Origin of the sequence: Pseudomonas sp. WC2401 (genome assembly GCF_041200115.1) — a bacterium.
In the GTDB taxonomy this organism is placed as follows: Bacteria; Pseudomonadota; Gammaproteobacteria; order Pseudomonadales; family Pseudomonadaceae; genus Aquipseudomonas; species Aquipseudomonas fragi.
Genome location: NZ_CP165623.1, coordinates 2,662,692 through 2,688,927, shown reverse-complemented (window position 1 = coordinate 2,688,927; position 26,236 = coordinate 2,662,692). Strand labels below are relative to the sequence as shown.

The window sequence follows — 26,236 nt, the reverse complement described above, 5'->3', positions numbered from 1 at the left end:
AGTTCAAGGGCTCTGGAGCAAATATGGCGCAGCGGACGGGACTCGAACCCGCGACCCCCGGCGTGACAGGCCGGTATTCTAACCGACTGAACTACCGCTGCGTATCGCTCGGACTTGCGCCCGTTTGAAACTTTTAAACCTGTGACTGAACAGCTTCGGTGCTTTTCAATCGCAAACCAGGCGAACCTGATTTGTACAAATATGGCGCAGCGGACGGGACTCGAACCCGCGACCCCCGGCGTGACAGGCCGGTATTCTAACCGACTGAACTACCGCTGCGCGTCGGTGGCAGCTCCTTTCGGAACGACCTTTCTCTTGCGAGAATCTCAAGAAGTGGTGGGTGATGACGGGATCGAACCGCCGACCCTCTGCTTGTAAGGCAGATGCTCTCCCAGCTGAGCTAATCACCCTTTGCTTCGTTGAGGCCGCGAAATTTACGCACCTATCGAAGCTAAGTCAAGGACAAGATTGGGTTTTTTTCGAAATATGCAAAAATAGTGGTCTGGCCTTACTCGCCGTAGATCATCTTCTTGCTCATGCCGCCGTCCACCACAAACTCCTGCCCCGTGACAAAACCAGCATTGCGCGACAACAACCACGCCACCATCGCTGCCACGTCTTCCACGCCCCCTGCCCGGCCCGCCGGGTGCTGGGCATGATCAGCCTCTGTCAGCGGAGCTGAACGCCTCACAGAGGGATCCCGGGCATCGATCCAGCCCGGGCTGACGGCATTGACCCTGATCTGCGGGCCAAGGCTGATGGCCAGTGCGTGGGTCAATGCCAGCAAACCGCCCTTGCTCGCCACATAAGCCTCGGTATCAGGCTCCGACTGACGGGCGCGGGTAGAAGCCAGGTTAACGATCGCCCCGCAATGCGCACGCAGATACGGCGCGCAATGCTTGGCCAGCAACATCGGCCCGGTGAGATTGACCGCCAGGACGCGGTTCCAGTGTTGCAGGTCGAGGCTTTCGAGGGGCGTATTGTGCGGATCCGCAATCGCGGCGTTGCACACCAGCCCGTCGAGGCGGCCGAACTGACCCAGCACCTGGGCGACACACTGGATGACATCGGCCTCAACCGACACATCCATCGTCACGAACCAGGCACTTTCACCCAGCGCCTTGGCCACCCTGGCGCCCCGGGCACGGTCAATATCGGTCAACACCACTTGCCAGCCTTCACTGACCAGCCAGGCCGCAATCCCCAGGCCAATGCCGCGCGCAGCGCCGGTCACCAGCGCTACACGACCATTACCGCCAACCGGTGCTTCGAGCATCCAGTCGGTCACAGCGCAGCCAGGCCTCGTGCAAGGTCGGCCTGCAGGTCGGCAACATCTTCCAGACCCACGGCAATGCGGATCAGGCTGTCACGAATACCGGCCGCTTCACGCTCCTGCGGTGCCAGGCGACCATGGGAAGTGGTCGCAGGATGGGTAATTGTGGTTTTGCTGTCGCCCAAGTTGGCGGTGATCGAGATCAGGCGGGTGGCATCGATAAAGCGCCAGGCGCCCTCCTTGCCACCCTTGACCTCAAAACTAACCACGGCGCCAAAGCCGCGCTGCTGGCGCTGGGCCAATTCGTACTGTGGATGGCTCTTGAGACCGGCGTAGTGAACCTTCTCCACGCCGTCCTGCTGCTCCAGCCACTCGGCCAGGGCCTGGGCACTGGCGCAGTGAGCGCGCATACGCAGGTTGAGGGTCTCCAGACCCTTGAGGAAGATCCACGCATTGAACGGGCTCAGGGTCGGCCCCGCAGTGCGCAGGAAACCGACGATTTCTTTCATCAGCTCGCCACGACCGGCAACCACGCCGCCCATGCAACGGCCCTGACCATCGATAAACTTGGTTGCCGAATGCACCACGATATCTGCGCCCAGCTTCAGCGGCTGCTGCAAGGCTGGCGTGCAGAAGCAGTTGTCGACTACCAGCAAGGCACCCTTGGCATGGGCGATTTCTGCCAGTGCGGCGATATCAACCAGCTCGGCCAGGGGGTTGGACGGCGACTCGACAAACAGCAGTTTGGTGTTGGGCTTGATTGCCGCATCCCAGCCAGCCAGCTCGGCCAGAGGTACATAATCGACCTGCACGCCAAAACGCTTGAAATACTTTTCAAACAGGCTGATGGTCGAACCGAATACGCTGCGCGACACCAGGATATGGTCACCGGCGCTGCACAGGCTCATGACCACCGACAGGATGGCTGCCATGCCCGTCGCCGTGGCTACGGCCTGCTCGGCACCTTCAAGGGCGGCAATGCGCTCTTCGAAAGCACGGACCGTAGGGTTGGTGTAACGCGAATAAACGTTGCCCGCCACCTCGCCCGAAAACCGCGCTGCCGCGTCGGCGGCCGTGCGGAACACATAGCTGGAGGTCAGGAACATCGCATCGCCGTGCTCGCCTTCTGGCGTACGGTGCTGGCCTGCGCGCACCGCCAGGGTGTCGAACGCTACGCCGTCGAGGTCGCTGTCCAGCCGACCTGCATCCCAATCCTGACTCATGCTGCCACTCCTTGCTGTATTAGAGAAACGCAAACCGGCCCATCAGGGCCGGTTTGGTGAAATCCTAGTTGTTGTATATGCCGATGGTGGCACCCACACCCTGGGCAACCACCTTGGATGCATCGTTGCGCGCACGCTCGATACGCTCCAGGTAGTTGTCGTCAATATCGCCGGTGACGTACTTGCCGTCAAACACCGCGCAATCGAACGCATCGATCTTGATCTTGCCGCCCCCCACCGCATCGATCAGGTCAGGCAGGTCCTGATAGATCAGCCAGTCGGCCCCGATCAGCTCGGCCACTTCCTGGGTGCTGCGGTTGTGTGCGATCAGCTCATGGGCGCTTGGCATGTCAATGCCATACACGTTCGGGTAGCGCACGGCCGGAGCGGCCGAGCAGAAGTAGACATTCTTCGCACCGGCTTCACGAGCCATCTGGATGATCTGCTTGCAGGTAGTACCGCGCACGATCGAGTCGTCCACCAGCATCACGTTCTTGCCACGGAACTCAAGCTCGATGGCATTGAGCTTCTGACGCACGGATTTTTTACGCGCAGCCTGGCCCGGCATGATGAAGGTACGGCCGATGTAGCGGTTTTTCACAAAGCCTTCGCGGAACTTGACGCCCAGGTGGTTGGCCAGCTCCAGCGCAGCACAACGGCTGGTGTCCGGAATCGGGATAACCACATCGATGTCGTGCTCAGGACGCTCGCGCAGGATCTTCTCGGCCAGTTTCTCACCCATGCGCAGACGGGCCTTGTACACCGACACACCGTCGATGATCGAATCCGGACGCGCCAGGTACACATGTTCGAAGATGCACGGGGTCAGTTTCGGGTTGGCCGCGCACTGACGGGTGTGCAGCTTGCCGTCTTCAGTGATGTACACCGCTTCGCCCGGTGCCAGGTCGCGGATCAGGGTAAAGCCCAGTACATCAAGGGACACGCTTTCGGAGGCAATCATGTACTCGACGCCTTCGTCGGTATGACGCTGACCGAAGACGATCGGACGAATGCCGTTCGGATCGCGGAAACCGACAATGCCGTAACCGGTGATCATTGCCACCACGGCGTAGCCGCCGAGGCAACGGTTGTGGACATCAGCCACAGCCGCGAACACGTCTTCTTCAGTGGGCTGCAACTTGCCGCGCTGCGCCAGCTCGTGGGCGAAGACGTTGAGCAACACTTCCGAATCGGAGTTGGTGTTGACGTGACGCAAGTCAGATTCGTAAATCTCCTTGGCCAGCTGTTCAACGTTGGTCAGGTTACCGTTATGCGCCAGGGTGATGCCATAGGGCGAGTTGACGTAAAACGGCTGGGCTTCAGCTGAAGTCGAGCTGCCAGCGGTTGGATAGCGCACATGGCCAATGCCCACGTTGCCGACCAGACGCTGCATGTGACGCTGATGAAACACGTCACGAACCAGCCCGTTGTCCTTGCGCAGAAATAACCGGCCATTATGGCTGGTCACAATACCGGCAGCATCCTGGCCGCGGTGCTGGAGGACGGTTAGCGCGTCATACAGCGCCTGATTGACGTTCGACTTACCGACGATACCGACGATGCCACACATGCGACGCAACCCCTACTTAATGGATCTGAACTGAACACCGCTCACTTGGGCTGGGTAGCCGGCAAGAGGTGCTCCTTGAACGGAATATCAGCGGGTACGCTGATTCCGCTGGCCAGCCACTGACTGCTCCACCCCAGAATGAGGTTTTTGGACCAGTCGGCAACCAATAGAAATTGTGGCACGAGCCGCGACTCTTGCCACCATGAGTCTTGCTGTACCGGCCCCAGGCTCAACAGCCCGACGGCAGTGACCACCAGCAACGCGCCACGCGCAGCGCCGAAGGCCATGCCGAGAAAACGATCGGTCCCGGACAGGCCGGTGACGCGAATCAGTTCGCCGATAAGAAAATTGATCATTGCGCCTACCAGCAAGGTGGCGACAAACAGGATGGTGCACCCGGCGATGACGCGGGCGGAAGGTGTTTCGATGTATCCGGAGAGGTATTGCGACAGCGAACCGCCGAACATCCAGGCAACGACCCCGGCAATGATCCAGGTGCACAGCGACAATGCTTCTTTTACGAAGCCGCGCTTCAAGCTGATCAAAGCGGAGATGGCGATGATTGCAACGATCGCCCAGTCAACCCAGGTAAATGGCACAGTTCAGCCTACGGATAGATGAGGCGGCGCATTTTAGCAGAGCGCCGCCGCTCAGGTAAGGCGATTTATCCGTGCCGGTGCAATCAGATTGCACCTTTTTACCCTGTCAGCCACGTTCAGGCTGAAAGCGCACCACAAAACCCTTGAGGTTTTGCTGCTTGCCGAGCAAATCACGCAGGCGGTCGGCCTCTGCACGCTCCAGCAACGGGCCGACAAAAACCCGGTTCATCCCGCCCGAAGATCGCACATAAGCGTTATAGCCTTGATTGCGAAGGGTTTTTTGCAAGTTGTCGGCACTGGCACGATTGGACAGGCTCACCAACTGGACCGACCAACTGATCGGCAAGCCGTTGGGGTCAACCCGTTTTTGCGTGGTATCGAGTTTGGCAGGAGCCTGGGCAACCGTCTGTGCCGGCGTGACGGCTGGCGGCTTGGGCGCAGCCACTACAGGTTTGGCCACAACCGCTGCTGGCGCCAGCTGTTCGACTACCGGCTGCTGAACCGGAGCCGGCTCCTCAGGGATAACCTGTGGTTCAGGTACGGCAACCGGCTCGATCTTGACCTGCGGCATTACTGGCATTTCAGGAGCGCTCGGCGCATCGACCTGGATCTGACGCTGCTCGTCCTGCCGGGAGAACAACATCGGCAGAAAAATAACCGCCAGCGCCACCAGCACCAGGGCACCGACCATCCGTTGTTTGTATGCCTTATCCAGCAAAGCCATGTGCAGCCTCCTGCGTGGCACGCTGCTCCAACCACTCGAGCGCCTGCGCAACACAATAAAATGATCCGAACAACAGGATTTCGTCTTCGGCCGTGGCCCGCTCGCACTGCGCCTCAAGCGCCTGCGCCAAACTGGCATAAGCCGAAACCGAAGCGCCCAAACCTTGCAGGGCGGCCTCGACCTCAGTCCCCGGGCGCGTGCGCGGGGTGTCCAGCGGCGCAACAGCCCAATGCACGACCGACCCCGTCAGCTGTGACACTACGCCATCCAGGTCCTTGTCCGCCAGCAAACCAAACACCGCCAGGCGCTTGCCGGCAACCGGCCGTTGCGCCAGGCGGCGAGCCAGGTACTCGGCTGCATGGGGGTTGTGGCCCACATCCAGCAGCACGTTCAGGGTTTTGCCCTTCCAGTTGAACTGGCGACGATCCAGCCGCCCGGTGATTCGAGTAGCGGCCAGTGCTGCCACAATCCGCTCGGGCTGCCAGGGCAGACCGCTCAACGCGTAGGCCTGCACGGCCAGCGCTGCGTTTTCCATCGGCAGATCCAGCAGCGGAATATCGCGCAGCTCGAGCAATTGCCCCTGGGCATCCAGACCCCGCCAATGCCAGACCTGATCGGTACTGCTCAAGTCAAAGTCACGACCGCGCAAAAACAGCGGGCAGTCCAGTTCGGCTGCCCTGTCGAGCAAGGTATGTGGCGGATTGAGATCACCACACAGGGCCGGCTTGCCCGCACGGAAGATCCCGGCCTTTTCAAAGGCCACGGATTCGCGGGTATTGCCCAGGTATTCAACATGATCGACACCGATACTGGTCACCAGTGCCAGGTCGGCATCCACCAGATTGACCGCATCCAGTCGCCCGCCCAGCCCGACTTCCAGCACTACGGCATCCAGCTGGGCACGCTCAAACAGCCAGAAGGCGGCCAGCGTACCCATTTCAAAATAAGTCAGGGACGTATCGCCACGCCCTGCGTCCAGGGCCGCAAAAGCCTCACAGAGCAGTTCATCGCTGACTTCAGCCCCGTCAATTTGTACGCGCTCGTTGTAGCGCAGCAGGTGGGGCGAACTGTAAACCCCCACCTTGAGCCCTTGCGCCTGCAGCAATGCGGCCACAAACGCACAGGTCGAGCCCTTGCCATTGGTACCCGTTACCGTCACCACCCGAGGCGCAGGCTTTTGCAGCCCCATGCGGTTCGTTACCTCGCGTGCGCGATCCAGCCCCATGTCAATGGCGGCTGGATGCAGCTGTTCAAGATAGGCGAGCCACTCGCCAAGGGTGCGCTGGGTCATAGGTTTGCAGGTGCCGGCGGAACAACGATGGTTTCAACAGGCGCAGCCACGAACACAGGTGTCGGCAAGCCCATCATCTGTGCCAGCAGGTTGCCCAGGCGTGGACGCAGTTCCTGACGCGCTACGATCAGGTCGATCGCGCCGTGCTCCAGCAGGAACTCGCTGCGCTGGAAGCCTTCGGGCAGTTTTTCACGAACGGTCTGCTCGATCACGCGCGGGCCGGCAAAACCGATCAGCGCCTTGGGCTCAGCCACGATCACGTCACCAAGCATCGCCAAGCTGGCCGAAACACCGCCATACACCGGATCGGTCAGAACCGAGATAAACGGGATGCCTTCTTCACGCAGACGCGCCAGCACCGCCGAGGTCTTGGCCATTTGCATCAGGGAGATCAGGGCTTCCTGCATCCGCGCACCGCCGGAGGCTGCAAAGCAGATCATCGGGCAGCGGTTTTCCAGTGCGTAGTTGGCGGCACGCACAAAGCGCTCGCCAACGATGGCGCCCATCGAACCACCCATAAAGGAGAACTCGAACGCCGATACCACCACCGGCATGCCCAGCAAGGTGCCGCTCATGGAGATCAGGGCGTCTTTTTCACCGGTCTGCTTCTGCGCGCCAACCAGGCGGTCCTTGTACTTCTTGCTGTCGCGGAACTTGAGGCGGTCAACCGGCTCCAGGTCTGCACCCAGCTCGGCACGGCCGTCGGCATCCAGGAAAATGTCAATGCGCGCGCGGGCGCCAATGCGCATGTGGTGATTGCATTTAGGGCAAACGTCCAGGGTCTTTTCCAGCTCAGGACGATAAAGTACAGCGTCGCAAGACGGGCATTTGTGCCACAGGCCTTCAGGTACCGAGCTCTTTTTGACCTCGGAACGCATGATCGAAGGAATCAGCTTGTCTACCAACCAGTTGCTCATGCTTTCTTTCTCCAGTACCGGTGGCCAGAACAGTAGAGTTCAGGCCCCGTGTATGCCCTTGAGCTAAATTATTCAGGTGTGTGGCGATGATTGCCGGGGCCGCGGTCCGCACTCGGCAAACCAGCAAACACCCTGCAACCCTCAGCCTTCCCGACAGCACGCACCAGAGCGGCCGCCACTTTAATTTCTGCCCGTCTTCTCACCGGGCCCGTCTGCTTCGCAGAACGGTATTGATGGACGGCGGCAGAGTGCCAGCCGTCACATCGGCATCAGTTTGTTGTGCGCACGGCCTGCATAAAGGCACGAATCCTGTCGTGATCCTTGATGCCCTTGCTCTTTTCCACCCCGCCACTGACATCCACGGCATAGGGCCTTACCCGGGCGATGGCATCAGCGACGTTGTCGACCGTCAGGCCACCGGCCAGGATAATCGGCTTGCTCAGATCCTGTGGTATCAAAGACCAGTCAAATGCCTGACCAGTTCCGCCCGGCACACCTTCAACATAGGCATCGAGCAAAATACCGCTGGCCCCTGCATACGCCTTGCAGGCGCCGGCGATGTCATCACCAGCCTTGACCCGCAGGGCCTTGATATAAGGACGGTGATAGCCTTCGCACTGTTCCGGGGTTTCATCACCATGGAACTGCAACAGGTCCAGCGGCACGGCATCCAGGGTTTCGTTCAATTCACAGGCACTGGCGTTGACGAACAACCCCACCGTGGTCACGAACGGCGGCAATGAAGCAATGATGGCCCGGGCCTGCAATGCCGTGACTGCCCGCGGGCTTTTGGCGTAGAACACGAAGCCTATGGCATCAGCACCGGCCTCGACCGCAGCCAGTGCATCTTCTATGCGGGTAATACCGCAGATCTTGCTGCGAACAACGGACATCTCGATAACACCCCGGACGCGAAAGCCCCGGATGGTAACAAATGCTTATCCGGACGTCAGCCGTCCAGGCCGCTAAAACCGGTCAAGAAATGTGGACCAATGTAACGTTGCGGTAATTGGAACTCATCGCGGTATTCAACTTGCACCAGATACAGCCCGTAAGGGTGGGCCGTGACACCACCGGAGCGGCGTTCGCGACTCTCCAGCACTTCCTTGATCCACTCCACCGGGCGCTCGCCCGTGCCGATGGTCATCAGCACGCCGGCGATATTGCGCACCATATGGTGGAGAAAGGCACTGGCACGAATATCCAGCACGATCATGTTGCCGTGACGGGTTACGCGCAGATGGTGCATTTCCTTGATCGGCGATTTGGCCTGGCACTGGCCGGCGCGAAAGGCGCTGAAGTCGTGCACACCCAACAGGTAGCGGGCCGCCTCGGCCATACGCTCGACGTCCAGCGGGCGGTGGTTCCAGGTGATTTCCTGATTCAGGTGCGCAGGCCGGATCTGGTCGTTGTAGATCACATAGCGGTAGCGCCTGGCGATGGCCTTGAAGCGCGCGTGAAAATGCGCAGGCATGACCTGAGCCCAGGTTACGCTGATGTCATGGGGCAAATTGATATTGGCGCCCATGACCCAGGCTTTCAGTGAGCGCTCGGCCTGGGTGTCAAAATGCACCACCTGCCCGCAGGCGTGCACACCGGCATCGGTACGTCCGGCGCACATCAATGAAACCGGCGAAGCGGCCACTTTGGACAAGGCGTTTTCCAGGGTTTCCTGGACGGTCAGCACTCCATTGGCCTGGCGCTGCCAGCCGCTGTAGCGCGAACCTTTGTATTCCACGCCAAGGGCGATTCGGTAAAAACCTTCCGCGGCCATTTCAGCGGCCGGGTTATCTATATTTGCCAAGGACTTGCAGCCTGCTCAATAACGCAAAGGCGGCCATTATAAGGCGCACCCGGCAAGACGCCATGAAACATTTCACGCTGAGGCGCGCAAAACCTTTGGATACTAGCTTCCCTCAGACCTTGTAGCCGCTGACGAGCGTAGCGAGGCTGCGGCTACACCTCAGGTCAGGCGCGCCATCATTTCCAGGGCTTCAGCCTGTTGCTGTGGATTACCCTCTTCCATGACTTCGGTAAGAATATCCCGCGCACCCTCGTCGTCACCCATATCGATATAGGCCTGGGCCAGATCGAGTTTGGTGGCGGTCTCATCGGCGCCCGACAGGAAGTCGAACTCCGGCTCATCATCGGCAAAGGGCTGCTCCAGCGATGACTGCTCAAGGCTTTGTGACAGACGATGCAACTCGGCATTGACCTTGTCCAGCTCCAGGGAAAAGCTGTCTGGCTGTGCTACGGGCGGTTCACTCTCGGGTGCCAGGGACAAATCGAAGTCCGATGGCAGCTCCAGATCAGGGTTCGACGCTTGCTCTTGCGCCGCCTGGGCCTGTTGCTCGAGAACCGCTTCAAAGCTGTCGGCCGCCGGTTTGTCGGGGCTCGGCTCGGTCGCCAGCACGGCGGGCGAAGCAGCTTCGAGCTCATCAAGGCTCAGGTCAAAGTCGTGATCAAACGCTTCGACTGGCGGAATCAGTTCAGGTTCAGCCTCGACCTTGCGATCGTCACGCATCATGTCCTGGACAAACTGCGCCTGTAGCTGGGTGGCAACTGCCGCCGTGGCGATGCCCGCCGCTGCAGCCGCCACCATGCCCGGGTAACGCTGCTTAAGCTGCTCGACCTGGGCGTGATTCTTGCCATTGGCAACCAGTTGCCGCTCCTGGGCAACAAAGTCTTCGCGCGCGCCTTGCTCGCCGTAAACCTGCATCAGCTTCAAACGAAGATCGCTGCGCTGCGGCTCCTGCTCGATTGCCGCCTTGAGCAGTGCTTCGGCCTGGCTCAGTTGGCGCTGGCCGATCAATCGCTCAGCCTCGTCCAGCACATCTGCAGCAGGCTTGGCCAGGGAGACGGCAGCAACCACAGGCGCCACGGTCTCAACCACAGGTGCCGGTGCTGGTGCTGGTGCTGGTGCTGGTGCCGGTGCCGGTGCCGGTGCCGGTGCCGGTGCCGGTGCCGGTGCCGGTGCCGGTGCCGGTGCCGGTGCCGGTGCCGGTGCCGGTGCCGGTGCCGGTGCCGAGTCAAGCTTGACGCTGCGCGAGGGTGTTTCAAGCCCTTCGAAACTGCTCTGCGGCATGTCCAGATCAGCCGAAAACTCGGTTTCATGCTCAAGTTCGCGTGCCATCCGCGCGTGCTTCTGTGCTTCTTGCAAGGCATTGCGACGGCGCACAAGCAGCAATAGCAGCAACAACAGCAAGATCGCCCCGCCGCCGATCAGGCCCAGCAGCAGCGGACTGCCCAGCAAGTCCTGGAGCTTGCGCTCGTTGCCGGGCGCTGCCGCGTTTTCAACCGGGCTTGGCGCCACTGCCGTAGCAGGCGCACCTTCGCTGGCAGGAGCAATATCGGCTTCAGGGGCGTCTTCTGCCGGTGCCGCAAGCTGTGCCGGCATCGCAATGGTCGGGTCAACAGGCGTGCCTTTGTCGGCCTCCAGCCTGGCCAACTGATCGTTCTTCAATTGAATCAAGCGTTGCAACTTGTCCAACTGGCTTTGCAAATCCTGCATCCGGCTTTGCAGCTCGGCATTTTCACGGCGGCTGGAGTCCAGCCCTTCCTGAGTCATCGCCAGCTTGTCGCTCAAACGCTTCGCATCACCGGCAGCGCCCTTGCCTGCCTGGCCTGAAACCAGACTCAGGGCATCCGCATGCACGGTTTTGGCAGCCGGGATCGGCACGGGCTTGCGCCCGGTGGCATCCAACTGCTGCGCCAGCGGTACGGTTCGCCGGCCATTGCGCCAGTCGGCGTTTTGCGCCGCGACCTCGTTGATCGCCTTGGCCTGAGGCAATTGCACACTTTGCTCGGCGCTGGGCAAGCGCAGCACCTGACCGGTTTTAAGGCGGTTGATATTGCCGTTGATAAAGGCATCAGGGTTTAGTGCCTGAATGGCCAGCATGGTCTGCTGTACCGAGCCACCATTGCGCGCCTTGGCAGCAATTTCCCACAGGGTGTCACGAGCGGTAGTAGTGTATTGCGCAGGTTCTGTGGCACCAGGAGTCGAGGCCGATGCTGCGGCAGCCGTTTGCGGCGAGAACTTGGCCGGATCGAACAACACGCTGTAGTCGCGCATCAAGCGGCCGTTGGGCCACATCACCTGCACCAGGAATTTTACGAAAGGTTCGGACAGCGGCTGGCTGGACGTGACACGCAACACGCTCTTGCCGTCGGCATTGATCACCGGCGTGAAACGCAGATCCTCCAGATAGGCTGGGCGCGGCACCCCGGCCTTGCTGAATTCCTGCTCGGGGGCCAGGCTTGGCACCACTTGCGCGGCAGTCAGATCCTTGACATCAAGCAGCTCGATTTCTGCCAGCAGCGGCTGGTTCTGAGTCGACTTGAGCGTCAGCTCCCCGAGCTCAAGCGCATGTGCCATGCCGGATGACAGCGCCGAAGCGGCAGCGATTGCCAACACCAATTTGCGAACCTGAACCATAGCCTCTTCCTTATTGGTACAGACCTCGTCCTACGAGACCTGTATAGCAGCCAAGTATCTTTTACAGCTGGTCTTTTATCAACAACTCAGCCAACTGCACGGCATTGAGTGCGCCACCCTTGCGCACATTATCTGACGTCAACCACAGATTAAGTTCCGTGGTGTCGTCCACACCGTGGCGCACCCGGCCGACATACACGACGTCCTGGCCTACGGCATCGCCCACGGCGGTCGGGTAATCATCCGCGTCGACCAGCTCGATCCCGGCGCCCGCTTCCAGCGCAGCATTGACCGCCTCCAGATCCACCGGCCCGGCCAGTTGCAACGACACGCTGAAGCTGTCGCCAAAAAACACCGGCACTTGCACACTGCTGGCCGACACCTTCAGCGTAGGCATACCCAGCACTTCGCGCAGCTCATGAACCAAACGTTTTTCCAGGGGTACATGCCCCTGAGCGTCCGGCTTGCCAACCTGGGCCAGCACATTGAACGCCATCTGACGATCAAAGAAGCTGGTTTCCAGCGGGTGCAGATTCAACAGTGCAGTGGTTTGGCGCGCCAGTTCCGAGACCGCTTCACGGCCTTGAGTCGAGACCGCCATACAGGCGGTGACGTTCACCCGCTGGATGTCCATCAATCCACGCAAGGGCGTCAACACCACGGCCAGAGCGGTCGCAGAAGGGCTCGGGCTGCTGACCTGCAGCGGTTTTTTCAAACTGTCGAGCACCTGGGCGTTGGCTTCAGGCACTACATGCGGCGCTTGTGCTGAAGGCAATGCGCCAGACAGGTCGATCACCATGCAACCGGCTGCACTGGCCTTGGCGGCAAAGCTCAGGGTAACCGCAGGGCCTGCGGCGAAGAAGGCCAGTTGCACGCTGCTGAAATCGAATGCATCGACATCGCGCACCCTGACGTTTTTACCGCGAAAAGGCACTGAGTGCCCGTCAGACTCACTGCTGGCCAGCAGGTGCAACTTGCCTACCGGAAAATCACGCTCTTCAAGCATTTGTACGATGGTTTCGCCGACAGTGCCGGTGGCGCCGACGACGGCGATATCAAAGGACTGGTTCATGTGTCTACCTCAGGCGAAACGTGGGGAGCGGCACTTTACCCGGCACAACCGCGACAGGCAACGCGCCCGGCCGATTTGATCCTGCCAGGTCGGCGCAGTCTGTTCAGGCAGACCGCGTCGCTGCCATCGCGGGCAAGCCCGCTCCCACAATGATCCTGCATGCCGCCGTTTAATGTGGCACAGCACTACCTGTGGGAGCTGGCTTGCCTGCGATGCAGGCGATGCAGTCCGTTCAGGCAGACCGCGTCGTTGTCATCGCGGGCAAGCCCGCTCCCACAATGATCCTGCATGCCGCCGCTTAATGTGGCTCAGCACTGCCTGTGGGAGCTGGCTTGCCTGCGATGCAGGCGGCGCGGTTCGTTCAGGTAGACCGCTTCGATACCATCGCGGGCAAGCCCGGCCAATAAAAAGCCCGCGTCCCTTGCGGGATGCGGGCTTTAGCCTGCCGGGAGCGAATCAGCGCTCCAGCAAGATCCGCAGCATGCGGCGCAACGGCTCGGCCGCACCCCACAGCAACTGGTCGCCCACGGTGAATGCACCGAGGAACTGCGAACCCATGTTCAACTTGCGCAGGCGCCCTACCGGCACATTCAGGGTACCTGTCACCTTGGTCGGGCTCAGTTCCTGGATGCTCGCTTCACGCTGGTTCGGTACCAGCTTGACCCAAGGGTTATGCTGGCTGATCAGGGCTTCGATATCCGCAATCGGCACGTCCTTGTTCAGCTTGATGGTCAAGGCCTGACTGTGGCAACGCATCGCACCGATACGCACGCAGATACCGTCCACCGGGACCGGGTTCTTGAAGCGACCCAGGATCTTGTTGGTTTCGGCCTGCGCCTTCCACTCTTCGCGGCTTTGACCGTTTGGCAGCTCCTTGTCGATCCACGGGATCAAGCTGCCGGCCAATGGCACGCCGAAGTTTTCAGTCGGATAGGCATCGCTGCGCATGGCTTCGGCCACACGACGGTCGATATCCAGAATCGCGCTGGCCGGGTCGGCCAGTTGATCGGCGACCGCAGCATGGGTAGCACCCATCTGCTTGATCAGCTCACGCATGTTCTGCGCACCGGCGCCCGAGGCCGCCTGGTAGGTCATGGCGCTCATCCACTCCACCAGACCCGCTTCAAACAGGCCACCCAGGCCCATCAGCATCAGGCTGACGGTGCAGTTGCCGCCAATATAGTTCTTGGTGCCGGCATCCAGCTGCTGGTCGATAACCTTGCGGTTGACCGGATCCAGAATAATGACCGCATCATCCTGCATGCGCAGGGTCGACGCCGCATCGATCCAGTAACCTTGCCAGCCCGCCTCACGCAGCTTGGGAAAAACCTCGCTGGTGTAGTCGCCGCCCTGGCAGGTCAGGATTACATCGAGGGTTTTCAGCTCTTCAATGTTGTAAGCATCCTTGAGCGGAGCAATATCCTTGCCCACGGACGGACCTTGTCCACCGACATTGGAAGTCGTGAAAAACACCGGCTCGATCAGATCGAAATCCTGCTCTTCCAGCATCCGCTGCATGAGCACGGAACCAACCATACCGCGCCAACCGACCAGACCTACACGTTTCATCGCAACTACACCTTTAACAAAAAGTGGGGTCGTTACTTCCACCAACAGGAAGTAACGGGCCCGAGAGATTACAGATTCTGCAGCGCCGCGACTACTGCATTGCCCATTTCCTGTGTACCGACCCTGGTGCAACCCGCCGACCAGATGTCACCGGTACGCAAACCCTGGTCCAGAACCAGGCTGACGGCCTGTTCGATGGCATCGGCAGCGGCGGTCTGATTGAAGCTGTAACGCAGCATCATCGACACCGACAAAATGGTCGCCAGCGGGTTGGCAATGCCCTGCCCCGCGATATCTGGCGCTGAACCGTGGCAAGGCTCGTACATGCCCTTGTTGTTGGTGTCCAGGGACGCCGAAGGCAGCATGCCGATAGACCCGGTGAGCATCGACGCCTGGTCGGACAGGATATCGCCGAACATGTTCTCGGTCACGATCACGTCAAATTGCTTGGGTGCGCGCACCAGTTGCATCGCGGCGTTGTCGACGTACATGTGGCTCAGTTCGACGTCCGGGTAATCCTTGGCCACTTGTTCGACCACTTCGCGCCACAGCTGGCTGGAAGCCAATACGTTGGCCTTGTCCACCGAACACAGCTTTTTGCCACGTACACGGGCCATGTCGAAACCGACGCGGGCAATACGACGGATTTCGCTTTCGCTGTACGGCAGGGTGTCATAGGCCTGACGCTCGCCGTTTTCCAGCTCACGGGTGCCGCGCGGGGCGCCAAAGTAGATGCCACCGGTCAGCTCACGAACAATCAGGATATCCAGGCCCGCAACGATTTCCGGCTTGAGGCTCGATGCATCAGCCAGTTGCGGATACAGGATCGCCGGGCGCAAGTTGCCGAACAGGCCCAGTTGCGCACGGATTTTCAGCAGGCCGCGCTCGGGGCGAATGTCGCGCTCGATCTTGTCCCATTTCGGGCCACCCACGGCGCCCAGCAACACAGCGTCGGCCGCACGGGCGCGCTCCAGGGTTTCGTCGGCCAGCGGCACGCCATGCTGGTCGATGGCTGCGCCGCCGATCAGGTCGTGGGTCAGCTCGAAGCCCAGGTTGAACTTGTCACTGGCCAGCTCCAGCACCTTGACCGCTTCGGCCATGATTTCCGGACCGATACCGTCGCCTGGGAGAATCAGAATCTGCTTGCTCATGGGTTCCTCTTTCTTGTCTGTTGATGCCCCCGCAGGCGCACCCGGAAATATTCAGGTTACTTCTCGGCCCACAGCACCAGCACATCGGTGCTGAACGTGCCATCGGCTTCAATTTCAAAATAATCGCGTACTTCGGCGCCCATCGACTGCTGCAACTGGCGGATGGCCGCGCTCATGACCTGTGGCGTACGCATGCGCTCGATCCAGGAGCTGAACTCTAAACGCAAACGCTGACGCTGTGTGCTACGGGTATGCAAACCGGCTTCACTGACCTGACGCAGCCACTCGGCGGTTGAATAGTCACGCACATGGCTGGTGTCACGCAGCACCTCGACACTTTGCAGATAGGTGTCGAACAACGGGCTACCGGGTGAGATCACATCGATAAACGCCGCCACGCCGCCTGGTTTGAGCACCCGGCGCACTTCGCGCAGAGCCACGCCCAGATCACTCCAGTGGTGCGCCGAGTAACGGCTGAGCACATAGTCGAATTCGCCGTCGGCAAACGGCAAGCGTTCTGCCGCGCCGCAAACGGTGCTGATATTGCCCAGTTCGCGAGCGGTTGCGGCAGCACTGACTACATCGAGCATTTGCTGCGACAAGTCGTAGGCCACCACATCCTTGACCAGCCCTGCTACATGAAAGCTCACATGGCCGGCACCGCAACCCAGGTCCAGCACCCGCGCCTGCGACTTGCCCGCCAGTTCGGCCTGCAGCAAAGCGAATTCGGCACCTTGCGCATGCACGGCGCTGCTCAGATAAGCCGAGGCCTGCTCACCGAATTGCTTTTGTACAACCTGGTTGTGCCGGGCGGTGCTGGTCATGAAAAATTCCTTTTAATGCTCAAGATAGATGCAGCTTCCACAGGGGAACGCATTACCACTGTGGGAGCGGGCTTGCTCGCGATACAGACAACTCGGTGCATCTGGCTAATCGAGGTGATGCCATCGCGAGCAAGCCCGCTCCCACAGTTCTTCGATCAAGCGTCGCGAAACAACCACGGCTGGCTTGCGCGGTGCTTGCTCTCGAACGCGGCAATCGCATCACCGTCCTGCAAGGTCAGGCCGATATCGTCCAGGCCGTTGAGCAGGCAATGCTTGCGGAACGCATCAATCTCGAAGCTCAACACCTTGCCATCCGGGCGGGTCACGGTTTGCGCCTCAAGGTCGATTTTGAGCTGGTAACCCGGCTCGGCTTCAACCTGAGCAAACAACTCATCCACTTCAGCGTCGCTCAGGATGATCGGCAACAGGCCGTTCTTGAAGCTGTTGTTGAAGAAGATGTCGGCGTAGCTCGGCGCGATGATGCTGCGAAAGCCGTACTCTTCCAGCGCCCACGGCGCGTGCTCGCGGCTGGAGCCGCAACCGAAGTTTTCCCGGGCCAGCAATACACTGGCGCCCTGGTAGCGCTCGGCGTTGAGCACGAAATCCTTGTTCAGCGGGCGTTTGGAGTTGTCCTGGTACGGCTGCCCCACATCCAGGTAGCGCCATTCATCAAACAGGTTCGGGCCAAAGCCGGTGCGCTTGATCGACTTCAAGAACTGCTTGGGAATGATCTGGTCGGTGTCGACGTTGGCACGATCCAACGGCGCAACCAGACCGGTGTGCTGAGTAAAAGCCTTCATGCTGCGCTCCCTTCGATCAATTCGCGGACGTCGATAAAACGACCATTTACAGCGGCGGCGGCGGCCATTGCCGGGCTCACCAGGTGGGTACGGCCACCGGCGCCCTGACGGCCTTCGAAGTTACGGTTAGAGGTGGATGCACAATGCTCGCCAGACTCCAGGCGGTCAGGGTTCATCGCCAGGCACATCGAGCAACCCGGCTCACGCCATTCAAAACCCGCCTCCAGGAAAATCTTGTCCAGGCCTTCTGCTTCAGCCTGTGCCTTGACCAGCCCCGAACCCGGTACCACGATCGCCTGCTTGATGGTGGATGCCACTTTGCGGCCCTTGGCAATCACGGCCGCAGCGCGCAAGTCTTCGATCCGTGAGTTGGTGCACGAACCGATAAACACGCGATCGAGCTGGATATCGGTGATCGCCTGATTGGCGGTCAACCCCATGTACTTCAACGCACGTTCAATCGAGCCACGCTTGACCAGATCGGCTTCCTGAGCCGGGTCCGGCACGTTCTGGTCAACGGCCAGGACCATCTCGGGCGAGGTGCCCCAGCTGACTTGCGGCTTGATCTGCGCGGCGTCGAGTTCAACCACGGTGTCAAATTTGGCATCGGCATCGGACACCAGGTCTTTCCAGGCTTCTACCGCCAGGTCCCATTCAACACCTTTCGGCGAGAACGGACGGCCCTTCACATAATCGACCGTCTTCTGGTCCGCAGCCACCAGGCCTACACGGGCACCGGCTTCGATGGACATGTTGCAGATGGTCATGCGGCCTTCAACCGACAGGTCGCGAATCGCGCTGCCGGCGAATTCGATGGCGTGGCCATTGCCGCCCGCAGTGCCGATCTTGCCGATCACGGCCAGCACGATGTCCTTGGCGGTCACGCCGAACGGCAATTGCCCCTCGACCGAGACCAGCATGTTCTTCATTTTTTTCGCGACGAGGCACTGGGTGGCGAGCACATGCTCGACCTCGGAAGTGCCGATGCCGTGGGCCAGTGCACCGAAGGCGCCGTGGGTCGAGGTGTGCGAGTCGCCGCAGACCACGGTCATGCCCGGCAAGGTGGCGCCCTGCTCCGGGCCAATCACGTGAACGATGCCCTGGCGCACGTCATTCATCTTGAATTCGGTGATGCCGTATTCGTCACAGTTGTCGTCGAGGGTTTGCACCTGCAGACGGGAAACCTGGTCGGCAATCGCTTCGATTCCGCCCTTGCGCTCCGGCGTGGTCGGTACGTTGTGGTCCGGGGTCGCGATGTTGGCATCGATGCGCCAAGGCTTGCGCCCGGCCAGTCGCAGGCCTTCAAAGGCTTGCGGCGACGTCACTTCGTGGATGATGTGACGGTCGATGTAGATCAGCGCCGAGCCATCGTCGCGCTGCTTGACCAAATGCGAATCCCAGAGCTTGTCGTAGAGCGTTTTGCCGGCCATCAGACGGTTTCCTCATCAGCTTCTTTTCTGTGCCAATAACCACTTGGCTTGTGAGGTCGATCCTATGGGGTTACAGTGAATAACTCAAATTCATAATTTTTATGCTTTGGATAACCAACAGGAATTCGAATAGATGGATCTCGCGAATCTCAACGCGTTTATCGCCATTGCCGAAACCGGCAGCTTTTCCGGGGCCGCCGAACGGCTGTTCCTGACCCAGCCGGCCATCAGCAAACGCATCGCCAGCATCGAGCAGCAACTCAAGCTCAGGCTGTTCGACCGCCTGGGCCGCGAAGTCAGCCTGACCGAGGCGGGCCGGGCCTTGCTGCCCCGCGCTTACCAGATCCTCAACGTGCTGGATGACACCCGCCGTGCGCTCAACAATCTCAATGGCGAAGTCAGCGGGCGCCTGACCCTGGCCACCAGCCATCACATCGGCCTGCACCGCCTGCCGCCGTTGCTGCGTGAATTCACCCGCACTTACCCCAAGGTCGCGCTGGATATTCAGTTTCTCGATTCAGAAGTGGCCTACGACGAAATTCTCCACGGTCGTGCAGAACTGGCGGTGATCACCCTCGCCCCTGAGCCTCACTCACTGATTCGCGCCGTACCTGTATGGGATGACCCGCTGGATTTCGTGGTGGCCCCGGAGCACAGCCTGACCCGGCAAAAAGCCGTGAGCATGGCCGATATTGCCCGCCACCCGGCGGTGTTCCCCGGCGGTAATACCTTTACCCACCATATCGTCCATCGTCTGTTCGAAGCACAGGGCCTGACACCCAACATCGCGATGAGCACCAACTACCTGGAGACCATCAAGATGATGGTGTCCATCGGCCTGGCCTGGAGCGTGTTGCCGCGCACCATGCTCGATGAGCAAGTGGCCTCGATTGCCCTGCCCGGTATCCAGCTGACCCGCCAGCTGGGGTATATCCTGCATACCGAACGCACCCTGTCCAATGCCGCCCATGCCTTTATGACCCTGCTCGACAGCCAGGTAGATACCCTGCCCGCACAAACGGACGACGCTCAACCCCCTATTCGGGTGAAATAATCCCGCGCATTTGGCCCGATAAAACAATAAGGACTCGCCATGCACGCTTCTGAAATTTTCATCCTCAGCGCCCGGCGCACGGCCATTGGCACCTTTGGTGGCTCGCTCAAGGACGTGCCCCTGTGCGATCTGGCCAGCACTGCGGTAAAAGCCGCGCTGCAAAGCAGCCAGGTCGACCCCGAGCGTATCGGCCATGTGGTGATGGGCAACGTTATTCCCACCGAGCCCCAGGATGCCTATCTGGCGCGGGTTGCGGCGATGAATGCCGGGATTCCCAAGGAGACACCGGCCTACAACGTCAACCGCCTGTGCGGCTCGGGTTTGCAGGCAATCATCTCGGCCGCCCATACCCTGATGCTCGGCGACGCCGAATTCGCCATTGGCGCCGGGGCCGAAGCCATGAGCCGCGGCCCGTACCTGATGCCCGCTGCCCGTTGGGGCGCGCGCATGGGTGATACGCAGATGCTCGATTACATGTTGGGCATCCTGCACGACCCGTTCCACGGCATTCATATGGGCATCACCGCCGAGAACATTGCGCAGCGCAACAACATCAGCCGCCAGACCCAGGATGCGCTGGCGCTTGAAGACCAGCAGCGTGCCACCCGGGCCATCGCCCAAGGTTACTTCGACAACCAGATCGCCGTCGTCGAGGTACGCAGCCGCAAAGGCAGTGTGTTGTTCCAGCACGATGAGCACCCGCGTGCCACCACCCTGGAGCAGCTGGCGCAGATGAAACCGGCCTTCAAGAAAGACGGCAGCGTGACCGCGGGCAATGCATCGGGGCTCAATGATGGTGCGGCGGCGCTGGTGCTGGCCACTGGTGCGGCGGTACAGGCGGGCAATCTTGCGCCGATGGCGCGGTTGGTGGCCTACGCCCATGCGGGGGTAGAGCCAGAGTTGATGGGCTTGGGGCCGATACCGGCGACGCGGCTGGCGTTGAAACGGGCGGGGTTGAAGATCGAGGATATGGACGTGATCGAAGCCAATATCGCCTTCGCCGCCCAGGCTTGCGCCGTGATGCAGGAACTGGGCATGGACCCGGCCAAGGTCAACCCCAACGGTTCGGGCATCGCCCTGGGCCACCCGGTGGGCGCTACGGGGGCAATCATCGCGACCAAGGCCATCCATGAGCTGCACCGGATCAAAGGCCGCTACGCCCTGGCGACCATGTGCATTGGTGGCGGCCAGGGCATAGCGGTGATCTTCGAGCGGGTTTGATAATGCACTCGCTGGTGGGAGCGGGCTTGCTCGCGATTGAGGCGCCGCGGTCTGGCAGGCAAACCGCGGCGAGGCCATCGCGGGCAAGCCCGGCTCCCACAGACAGCGTCGTTACGCCGGCATGTGGCCGAACTTGCCCGACTGGAAGTCCACGAACGCCTGATGGATCTCGGCATCGGTGTTCATCACAAACGGGCCGTGCCCGACGATCGGCTCATCGATCGGTTCGCCGCTCAAAATCAGCAGCACCGCATCGTCGGTGGCCTGCAGGCGGATCTGCGAACCCTCACGCTCGAACAGCGCCAGCTGGCCTTCACGTACAACGTCCTGGTCATTGACCGTCACCGCACCGTGCAACACCACCAGCGCCGTGTTGCGCCCTTGATGCAGATCGAAGGTGGCCGACTTGCCTGCGTGCAGACGGATATCCCACACGTCGATGTCGGTAAAGGTGCGCGCCGGGCCGCGCTGGCCGTCGAATTCACCGGCAATCAGGCGCAATCGGCCGGCATCGTCCTTGAGCGCCAGGTCAGGGATATCCCTGTCGACAATGCCCTGATAACCCGGCGCAGCCATTTTGTCCTTTGCAGGCAAGTTGACCCATAGCTGCACCATCTCCAGCGGGCCGCCACTGCGGGCAAACGCCTCGGAATGGAACTCCTCATGCAGGATCCCCGATGCGGCCGTCATCCACTGCACATCACCCGGCCCGATCACCCCGCCGTTGCCAGTGGAGTCGCGGTGCTCGACTTCGCCCTTGTAGACAATGGTCACCGTTTCAAAACCACGGTGCGGATGCTGGCCTACCCCACGACGCTCTGTAGTAGGCGTGAACTCGGCTGGCCCAGCGTAATCCAGCAGCAAAAATGGGCTGATGTGTTTGCCCATGCTGTCGTAGGAAAACATCGTGCGAACCGGAAAGCCATCGCCGACCCAATGAGGGCGTGGCGCTTGATAAACACCCAGAATCTTTTTCATGTTGCACCTCCTGTAAACCATGAGCACCACTATAGATTCGCTTCACCCACAAGACTAGATAGGCTTTTTGGCACTGTTTGTTCCACAAATAGAACAATGCAGCCCCCCTGTGGGAGCGGGCTTGCTCGCGATCCTCTCAACGCTGTCTACCTGGAAAACCGCGGCGCCCGCATCGCGAGCAAGCCCGCTCCCACAAAGGCTAGCCACTGCGGCCTGAAGCTGAAAACCAACTATTTAAGAAACCTGTTTCTGGTTTCTCAATCGCGCTGCGTCTAATAACTATTCCCATTAACAAAAAGACTTTTCCTACTTCGGAGCCTAGGCACGCGATGCAACAACCCAACTTGAGCCGAACCCCTCTTTCGATCGCCCTGGTGGCCTCGATGCTGCTGGCCACTTCCATTGCACAGGCGGCGCCAGTGGCCTTGAACATCCCGGCGCAAGCGCTGGCCAGTGCGCTGAATGAACTTGGCAAGCAGGCCAACCTGCAAATCCTCTACAGCCCGGATCAGGTACAGGGCATCAAGTCGCGTTCGGTCAGCGGTTCGCTGGAACCGGTCAAGGCACTGGAGTCCCTGTTGCAAGGCAGCGGCATTGCCTGGCAGCTCAATGGCGATACGGTGATTTTGAACGCGCCCCAGGGCAAAGGCCTGGAGCTGGGCGCGACCAACATTACCGGTCAGGGCCAGGGCGACTTGCTGACCACCGAAGACACCCATGCCTATACCACCGGCGCCAGCAACAGCTCGACCAAACTGCCGCTGTCGCTTCGCGAAACCCCGCAGACCGTCACCGTAGTAACCCGCCAACTGATGGACGATCAGGCCGCCCAGAGCATTGGCGATGTGCTGCGCAATGCTCCCGGGGTGTCCACCCAGGCCTACGACAGCGAACGCATGGAATATTCCGCTCGCGGCTATGCCATTACCAACTTCCAGTACGACGGCGTCAACACCCTGTATGACGGGGTATTCGATGAAGGCGCGACCAAGGTCGACATGGCCCTCTATGACCGCGTCGATATCGTCAAGGGTGCCACCGGCCTGCTCTCGGGCTCCGGCGAGCCCTCGGCCACGGTCAACCTGATCCGCAAAAAGCCGACCCGCGAGTTCAAGGCCTCGGTCACGGCCAGCGCGGGCTCGTGGGACAACTACCGCACTGAAGGCGATATTTCCGGGCCGTTGAATGAAGACGGTAGCGTGCGCGGGCGCCTGGTGGCGGTGTATCAGGATGCTGACTCGTACCGCGATCACGCCTCGAAGAAAAACGACGTGTTCTACGGCATCATCCAGGCCGACCTCACCCCCGACACCCTGTTCACCTTCGGCATGGACTACCAGAACATCAAGCCGCGCGGCGCGTCCTGGACCGGCAACCCCTACTACTTTTCTAACTACACCAAGACCGACTTCAGCCGTTCGTTCAACCCGGCCACCGACTGGAGCCGGCGTGACGTGCAGATCCAGTCCACTTTCGCCTCCCTGGAACACCGCTTTGCCAATGACTGGAAGGTCAAAGGCACCCTCACCCAGCAAACCAACGACCACGACACCCTGCTCGCCTCGGCCAGCGGCGGCCAGCCTGATCCGGTCACGGGGGACGGCATGTTCTTCTACTGGGGCAAATGGGAAGGTCATCGCGTACAGAACACCTTCGACATCAATGCCAGCGGCCCCTTCAGCCTGTTCGGCCGTGAACACGAACTGGTAGTGGGCGCCACGTCACAATCGTCGCGCCAGACCGGCGCCACCTTTGACGGCACCCAGTTTGGCCTGGTGCCGGGGAGCATCTTTGACTGGAACGGCAAATATCCGCAGCCGGACTTCCCGAAAAACGGCAAGTACGAAACCAACCAGAACCAGAACAGCGCCTATATCGCCGCACGCTTCAAGCCGGCAGACGACTGGTCGATCATCCTCGGCAGTCGCCTGAGCGACTTCCAGTACAACAGCACCTACACCTACTACCAGCAGTCCAGCTCGTTCCAGGACAACAAGACCACTTCCAAGCAACACGGCAAGGTCACGCCCTACGCCGGGGTGGTGTATGACATCAACGATACCTACTCGGTCTATGGCAGCTACACCTCGATCTACAAGCCGCTTGTCGAGCGCAGCAGCTCGGGCACCACGCTGGCGCCCACTGAAGGCAACAGCTACGAACTCGGGGTAAAGGCTGAATACTTCGGCGGGCGTCTGAATGCCAGTGCGGCGGTGTTTCGCACCGAACAGAAAAACGTACCCATCCAGATTGGCACCAACGCAGAGACCAACCTGGGCATCTTTGAGTCCCTGGATGGTGCCACCACCAACGGCATCGAGCTGGAGCTGGCCGGTGAGCTGATGCCGGACTGGAACCTGATGGCCGGCTACACCTACGCCCGGACCCGCGCCGACGATGGCGAACGTGTCTACGGCTACCCGCTGGAAACCACCAAGCCCGAAGACGTGGCGCGGGTGTTCACCACCTACCGCCTGCCGGGGGTGCTGAACAAGGTTACCGTGGGGGGTGGCGTGAACTGGCAGAGCCCGTTCTACGGCAAGATCTACAACGATGCCAAGGGTGACTACGACATCATCGAGCAGCAGAGCTACGCGCTGGTCAACCTGATGACCCGCTACGAGTACAACGAACACCTGACGTTCAACCTCAACGCCAACAACGTGTTCGATAAAAAGTACCTGTCGGGCCTGGGCAACTTCAACACCACCTACTACGGCGAACCGCGCAGCCTGATGCTGACATCCAGGTACACCTTTTAATCAACAGATCTCCCACAGGGCATGCATCGACACTGTGGGAGCGGGCTTGCTCGCGAAAGGCCAGTGCCATCGCGAGCAACCTGTATCAAGCACCCACGGCTTTTTTCACCCCCACCGGCTGCAAGTCAAAGCGGTCTGCCAGAAACGGCGTGACATCCAGCGGCAGCGGCTCGTGGCGCACCAGTGCATCGAGCATGACGCCAGTGATCGCCGACGTCAGGATGCCGGTGCGAAAATGCCCGCACGCATTCAGATACCCCTCTACCCCCTGCATCGGCCCCAGGATCGGCAACTCATCGGGAGAACCGGGCCGCAGCCCGGCCCAGGTGCGCTTGAGGTTGGCGTCCTTGAGCTGGGCAATGCAGCGCATCGCCCCCTGTACCAGCCCGGTGATTTCAGGGAAGGTGGTGGTCACGTCGAAGCCCTTGTCTTCGGTGGTGCTGCCAATCAGGATTTCACCGTTATCTTTTTGCGCCAGGTAGCAATCACTGGTGGTCAGGCACCCGTTGAGCAACTTGGGCATCCGCTCGGTCAGCACAATCTGGCCCTTGACCGGTGCCACAGGGATGCTCAGGTCGGTGGCCATCACACTGAGTTCTGCCGCCCAGGCACCCGCCGCGTTGATCAGGGTTGTGCTGTGGAACGCGCCCTGGTTGTCAGTGCGCACACCGGTCACCTTGCTGCCCTGGCGCATGACCTCGGTCACGTTGGTGTTGAAGTACAGATCGACACCATTTTGCCGAGCCCCTTCGGTGTAGGCATCGGTCAGGCGGAACGGGCTCACCTGATGATCGCACAAGAACTCCAGCGCACCTTGCGCATCATGGCTCACGCTTGGCTCTGCTTCGCGCAGCGCCGCCTGGTCGAGCCAGCGCACCTCATCGGCCAGATGGGGGATATTGGCGACAATATGCTCGGCATACAGGCGATCTTCATCGTCATAAATCACATACTTGAGCCCGGTGCGCTCGAACTTGAAATCCATCCCGTGGTTTTCCAGCAGCTCCTTGTGCAGGCCGGGGTAGAGGGCATTGGATTGCAGGGCGAAATCGAAAAAACACTCCGGCAGGATATGCGGGGTGGTGGCGTCGACTATCACCGCCGAGCCCTGGGCCTCACGCTTGCGTTCGGCTGACATCATGCGGAAAAAGATCACCCCGCAGCCTAGCCCCACGGACTCGCCGATGGCCCACAGCCCGCCTGCCGACGCGCGGCTGGCATTGCCGGGGCGCTTGCAGTCGATCAGGGCGATTTTCAGGTCCTTGCGCCGGGACAGGTGATAGGCACAGGAAGCGCCAATTACACCGCCACCGGCGATGACAACGTCATAAGTCTTGATCATG

Annotated in this window: 21 protein-coding genes and 3 tRNA genes; 3 read left to right on the top strand and 21 right to left on the bottom strand. The window is 60.5% G+C overall.

All coding sequences use genetic code 11. From position 1 onward, the window contains the following. Positions 1-24: 24 nt before the first annotated feature. The 19 genes from AB3G35_RS12235 to leuC all read right to left on the bottom strand — a co-directional run bounded on the left by AB3G35_RS12235 (position 25) and on the right by leuC (position 18,878). A tRNA-Asp gene (locus AB3G35_RS12235) sits at positions 25-101 on the bottom strand. Between the two features lie 101 nt (positions 102-202). After that, positions 203-279: transfer RNA gene (locus AB3G35_RS12230), tRNA-Asp, on the bottom strand. Between the two features lie 55 nt (positions 280-334). Continuing rightward, a tRNA-Val gene (locus AB3G35_RS12225) sits at positions 335-410 on the bottom strand. A 98-nt stretch (positions 411-508) separates the two neighbouring features. Then, entirely contained in the window at positions 509-1,276 is a 768-nt protein-coding gene (locus AB3G35_RS12220) for an SDR family oxidoreductase (RefSeq protein ID WP_166672968.1), read from the bottom strand. 8 nt (positions 1,277-1,284) lie between these two features. Beyond that, positions 1,285-2,496, bottom strand: coding sequence for an O-succinylhomoserine sulfhydrylase (locus AB3G35_RS12215; RefSeq protein WP_016780516.1), 1,212 nt, complete (start codon positions 2,494-2,496; stop codon positions 1,285-1,287). Between the two features lie 64 nt (positions 2,497-2,560). Beyond that, positions 2,561-4,066, bottom strand: a complete 1,506-nt coding sequence (gene purF, locus AB3G35_RS12210; RefSeq protein ID WP_016780515.1) for an amidophosphoribosyltransferase — start codon at positions 4,064-4,066, stop codon at positions 2,561-2,563. A gap of 41 nt (positions 4,067-4,107) precedes the next feature. Continuing rightward, on the bottom strand, positions 4,108-4,665 hold the full coding sequence (locus tag AB3G35_RS12205; protein ID WP_016780514.1) for a CvpA family protein: 558 nt from the start codon (positions 4,663-4,665) through the stop codon (positions 4,108-4,110). Between the two features lie 106 nt (positions 4,666-4,771). Beyond that, the gene (locus tag AB3G35_RS12200) at positions 4,772-5,389 is read right to left on the bottom strand and encodes an SPOR domain-containing protein (protein ID WP_106116190.1); all 618 of its coding nucleotides are present in this window, start codon (positions 5,387-5,389) and stop codon (positions 4,772-4,774) included. Beyond that, the gene (folC, locus tag AB3G35_RS12195) at positions 5,373-6,680 is read right to left on the bottom strand and encodes a bifunctional tetrahydrofolate synthase/dihydrofolate synthase (RefSeq protein WP_315246825.1); all 1,308 of its coding nucleotides are present in this window, start codon (positions 6,678-6,680) and stop codon (positions 5,373-5,375) included. Before folC ends, AB3G35_RS12200 begins: the two co-directional genes overlap by 17 nt. Further along, a complete protein-coding gene (accD, locus tag AB3G35_RS12190; RefSeq protein ID WP_016780511.1) occupies positions 6,677-7,597 on the bottom strand; it encodes an acetyl-CoA carboxylase, carboxyltransferase subunit beta in 921 nt (306 codons plus the stop codon). Before accD ends, folC begins: the two co-directional genes overlap by 4 nt. Positions 7,598-7,866: 269 nt before the next feature. Further along, positions 7,867-8,490: a phosphoribosylanthranilate isomerase gene (locus tag AB3G35_RS12185; protein WP_106116188.1), complete on the bottom strand. Its 624-nt coding sequence runs from the start codon at positions 8,488-8,490 to the stop codon at positions 7,867-7,869. A gap of 56 nt (positions 8,491-8,546) precedes the next feature. After that, positions 8,547-9,371, bottom strand: a complete 825-nt coding sequence (truA, locus tag AB3G35_RS12180) for a tRNA pseudouridine(38-40) synthase TruA (RefSeq protein ID WP_016780509.1) — start codon at positions 9,369-9,371, stop codon at positions 8,547-8,549. Between the two features lie 189 nt (positions 9,372-9,560). Further along, the gene (locus tag AB3G35_RS12175) at positions 9,561-12,032 is read right to left on the bottom strand and encodes a FimV/HubP family polar landmark protein (RefSeq protein WP_369781504.1); all 2,472 of its coding nucleotides are present in this window, start codon (positions 12,030-12,032) and stop codon (positions 9,561-9,563) included. Between the two features lie 61 nt (positions 12,033-12,093). Continuing rightward, a complete protein-coding gene (locus AB3G35_RS12170) occupies positions 12,094-13,104 on the bottom strand; it encodes an aspartate-semialdehyde dehydrogenase (protein WP_169882933.1) in 1,011 nt (336 codons plus the stop codon). A 456-nt stretch (positions 13,105-13,560) separates the two neighbouring features. Beyond that, entirely contained in the window at positions 13,561-14,673 is a 1,113-nt protein-coding gene (gene asd / locus AB3G35_RS12165; protein WP_095028322.1) for an aspartate-semialdehyde dehydrogenase, read from the bottom strand. A gap of 68 nt (positions 14,674-14,741) precedes the next feature. Further along, entirely contained in the window at positions 14,742-15,824 is a 1,083-nt protein-coding gene (gene leuB, locus AB3G35_RS12160) for a 3-isopropylmalate dehydrogenase (RefSeq protein ID WP_169844490.1), read from the bottom strand. Between the two features lie 56 nt (positions 15,825-15,880). Beyond that, positions 15,881-16,648 carry a class I SAM-dependent methyltransferase gene (locus AB3G35_RS12155; RefSeq protein ID WP_016780502.1) on the bottom strand — a complete coding sequence of 256 codons (768 nt, stop codon included), beginning with the start codon at positions 16,646-16,648 and terminating at the stop codon, positions 15,881-15,883. Positions 16,649-16,803: 155 nt separating this feature from the next. Further along, positions 16,804-17,448, bottom strand: a complete 645-nt coding sequence (leuD, locus tag AB3G35_RS12150) for a 3-isopropylmalate dehydratase small subunit (RefSeq protein WP_016780501.1) — start codon at positions 17,446-17,448, stop codon at positions 16,804-16,806. Beyond that, positions 17,445-18,878: a 3-isopropylmalate dehydratase large subunit gene (gene leuC / locus AB3G35_RS12145; RefSeq protein ID WP_016780500.1), complete on the bottom strand. Its 1,434-nt coding sequence runs from the start codon at positions 18,876-18,878 to the stop codon at positions 17,445-17,447. The genes leuD and leuC overlap by 4 nt, the downstream gene beginning before the upstream one ends. 133 nt (positions 18,879-19,011) lie before the next feature. On the opposite strand from leuC, the gene AB3G35_RS12140 reads away from it, so the two are divergent. Further along, positions 19,012-19,932 carry a LysR family transcriptional regulator gene (locus AB3G35_RS12140; protein ID WP_083369476.1) on the top strand — a complete coding sequence of 307 codons (921 nt, stop codon included), beginning with the start codon at positions 19,012-19,014 and terminating at the stop codon, positions 19,930-19,932. Between the two features lie 39 nt (positions 19,933-19,971). After that, positions 19,972-21,153, top strand: a complete 1,182-nt coding sequence (locus AB3G35_RS12135; RefSeq protein ID WP_106116186.1) for an acetyl-CoA C-acyltransferase family protein — start codon at positions 19,972-19,974, stop codon at positions 21,151-21,153. 111 nt (positions 21,154-21,264) lie between these two features. On the opposite strand, the gene AB3G35_RS12130 is transcribed toward AB3G35_RS12135, so the two are convergent. Further along, on the bottom strand, positions 21,265-22,131 hold the full coding sequence (locus AB3G35_RS12130) for a pirin family protein (protein WP_134050584.1): 867 nt from the start codon (positions 22,129-22,131) through the stop codon (positions 21,265-21,267). 329 nt (positions 22,132-22,460) lie between these two features. Here AB3G35_RS12130 and AB3G35_RS12125 point away from each other — a divergent pair, with 329 nt between their 5' ends. Further along, positions 22,461-24,893 (top strand): TonB-dependent siderophore receptor, encoded by a 2,433-nt coding sequence (locus AB3G35_RS12125; RefSeq protein WP_106116184.1) that lies wholly within the window; start codon positions 22,461-22,463, stop codon positions 24,891-24,893. Between the two features lie 85 nt (positions 24,894-24,978). On the opposite strand, the gene hcnC is transcribed toward AB3G35_RS12125, so the two are convergent. Beyond that, entirely contained in the window at positions 24,979-26,235 is a 1,257-nt protein-coding gene (hcnC, locus tag AB3G35_RS12120; protein ID WP_369781503.1) for a cyanide-forming glycine dehydrogenase subunit HcnC, read from the bottom strand. Between the last annotated feature and the right edge of the window lies 1 nt (position 26,236).

Excerpts from the sequence above, each read along its gene's own strand:
- AB3G35_RS12200 (WP_106116190.1), bottom strand. The coding sequence starts at position 5,389 with ATGGCTTTGCTGGATAAGGCATACAAACAACGGATGGTCGGTGCCCTG.
- AB3G35_RS12185 (WP_106116188.1), bottom strand. The coding sequence starts at position 8,490 with ATGTCCGTTGTTCGCAGCAAGATCTGCGGTATTACCCGCATAGAAGAT.
- AB3G35_RS12170 (WP_169882933.1), bottom strand. The coding sequence starts at position 13,104 with ATGAACCAGTCCTTTGATATCGCCGTCGTCGGCGCCACCGGCACTGTC.
- leuD (WP_016780501.1), bottom strand. The coding sequence starts at position 17,448 with ATGAAGGCTTTTACTCAGCACACCGGTCTGGTTGCGCCGTTGGATCGT.
- AB3G35_RS12130 (WP_134050584.1), bottom strand. The coding sequence starts at position 22,131 with ATGAAAAAGATTCTGGGTGTTTATCAAGCGCCACGCCCTCATTGGGTC.
- asd (WP_095028322.1), bottom strand. The coding sequence starts at position 14,673 with ATGAAACGTGTAGGTCTGGTCGGTTGGCGCGGTATGGTTGGTTCCGTG.
- leuB (WP_169844490.1), bottom strand. The coding sequence starts at position 15,824 with ATGAGCAAGCAGATTCTGATTCTCCCAGGCGACGGTATCGGTCCGGAA.
- truA (WP_016780509.1), bottom strand. The coding sequence starts at position 9,371 with ATGGCCGCGGAAGGTTTTTACCGAATCGCCCTTGGCGTGGAATACAAA.
- AB3G35_RS12140 (WP_083369476.1), top strand. The coding sequence starts at position 19,012 with ATGGATCTCGCGAATCTCAACGCGTTTATCGCCATTGCCGAAACCGGC.
- AB3G35_RS12155 (WP_016780502.1), bottom strand. The coding sequence starts at position 16,648 with ATGACCAGCACCGCCCGGCACAACCAGGTTGTACAAAAGCAATTCGGT.
- hcnC (WP_369781503.1), bottom strand. The coding sequence starts at position 26,235 with ATGATCAAGACTTATGACGTTGTCATCGCCGGTGGCGGTGTAATTGGC.
- AB3G35_RS12135 (WP_106116186.1), top strand. The coding sequence starts at position 19,972 with ATGCACGCTTCTGAAATTTTCATCCTCAGCGCCCGGCGCACGGCCATT.
- folC (WP_315246825.1), bottom strand. The coding sequence starts at position 6,680 with ATGACCCAGCGCACCCTTGGCGAGTGGCTCGCCTATCTTGAACAGCTG.
- AB3G35_RS12215 (WP_016780516.1), bottom strand. The coding sequence starts at position 2,496 with ATGAGTCAGGATTGGGATGCAGGTCGGCTGGACAGCGACCTCGACGGC.
- purF (WP_016780515.1), bottom strand. The coding sequence starts at position 4,066 with ATGTGTGGCATCGTCGGTATCGTCGGTAAGTCGAACGTCAATCAGGCG.
- AB3G35_RS12125 (WP_106116184.1), top strand. The coding sequence starts at position 22,461 with ATGCAACAACCCAACTTGAGCCGAACCCCTCTTTCGATCGCCCTGGTG.
- leuC (WP_016780500.1), bottom strand. The coding sequence starts at position 18,878 with ATGGCCGGCAAAACGCTCTACGACAAGCTCTGGGATTCGCATTTGGTC.
- accD (WP_016780511.1), bottom strand. The coding sequence starts at position 7,597 with ATGAGCAACTGGTTGGTAGACAAGCTGATTCCTTCGATCATGCGTTCC.
- AB3G35_RS12175 (WP_369781504.1), bottom strand. The coding sequence starts at position 12,032 with ATGGTTCAGGTTCGCAAATTGGTGTTGGCAATCGCTGCCGCTTCGGCG.
- AB3G35_RS12220 (WP_166672968.1), bottom strand. The coding sequence starts at position 1,276 with ATGCTCGAAGCACCGGTTGGCGGTAATGGTCGTGTAGCGCTGGTGACC.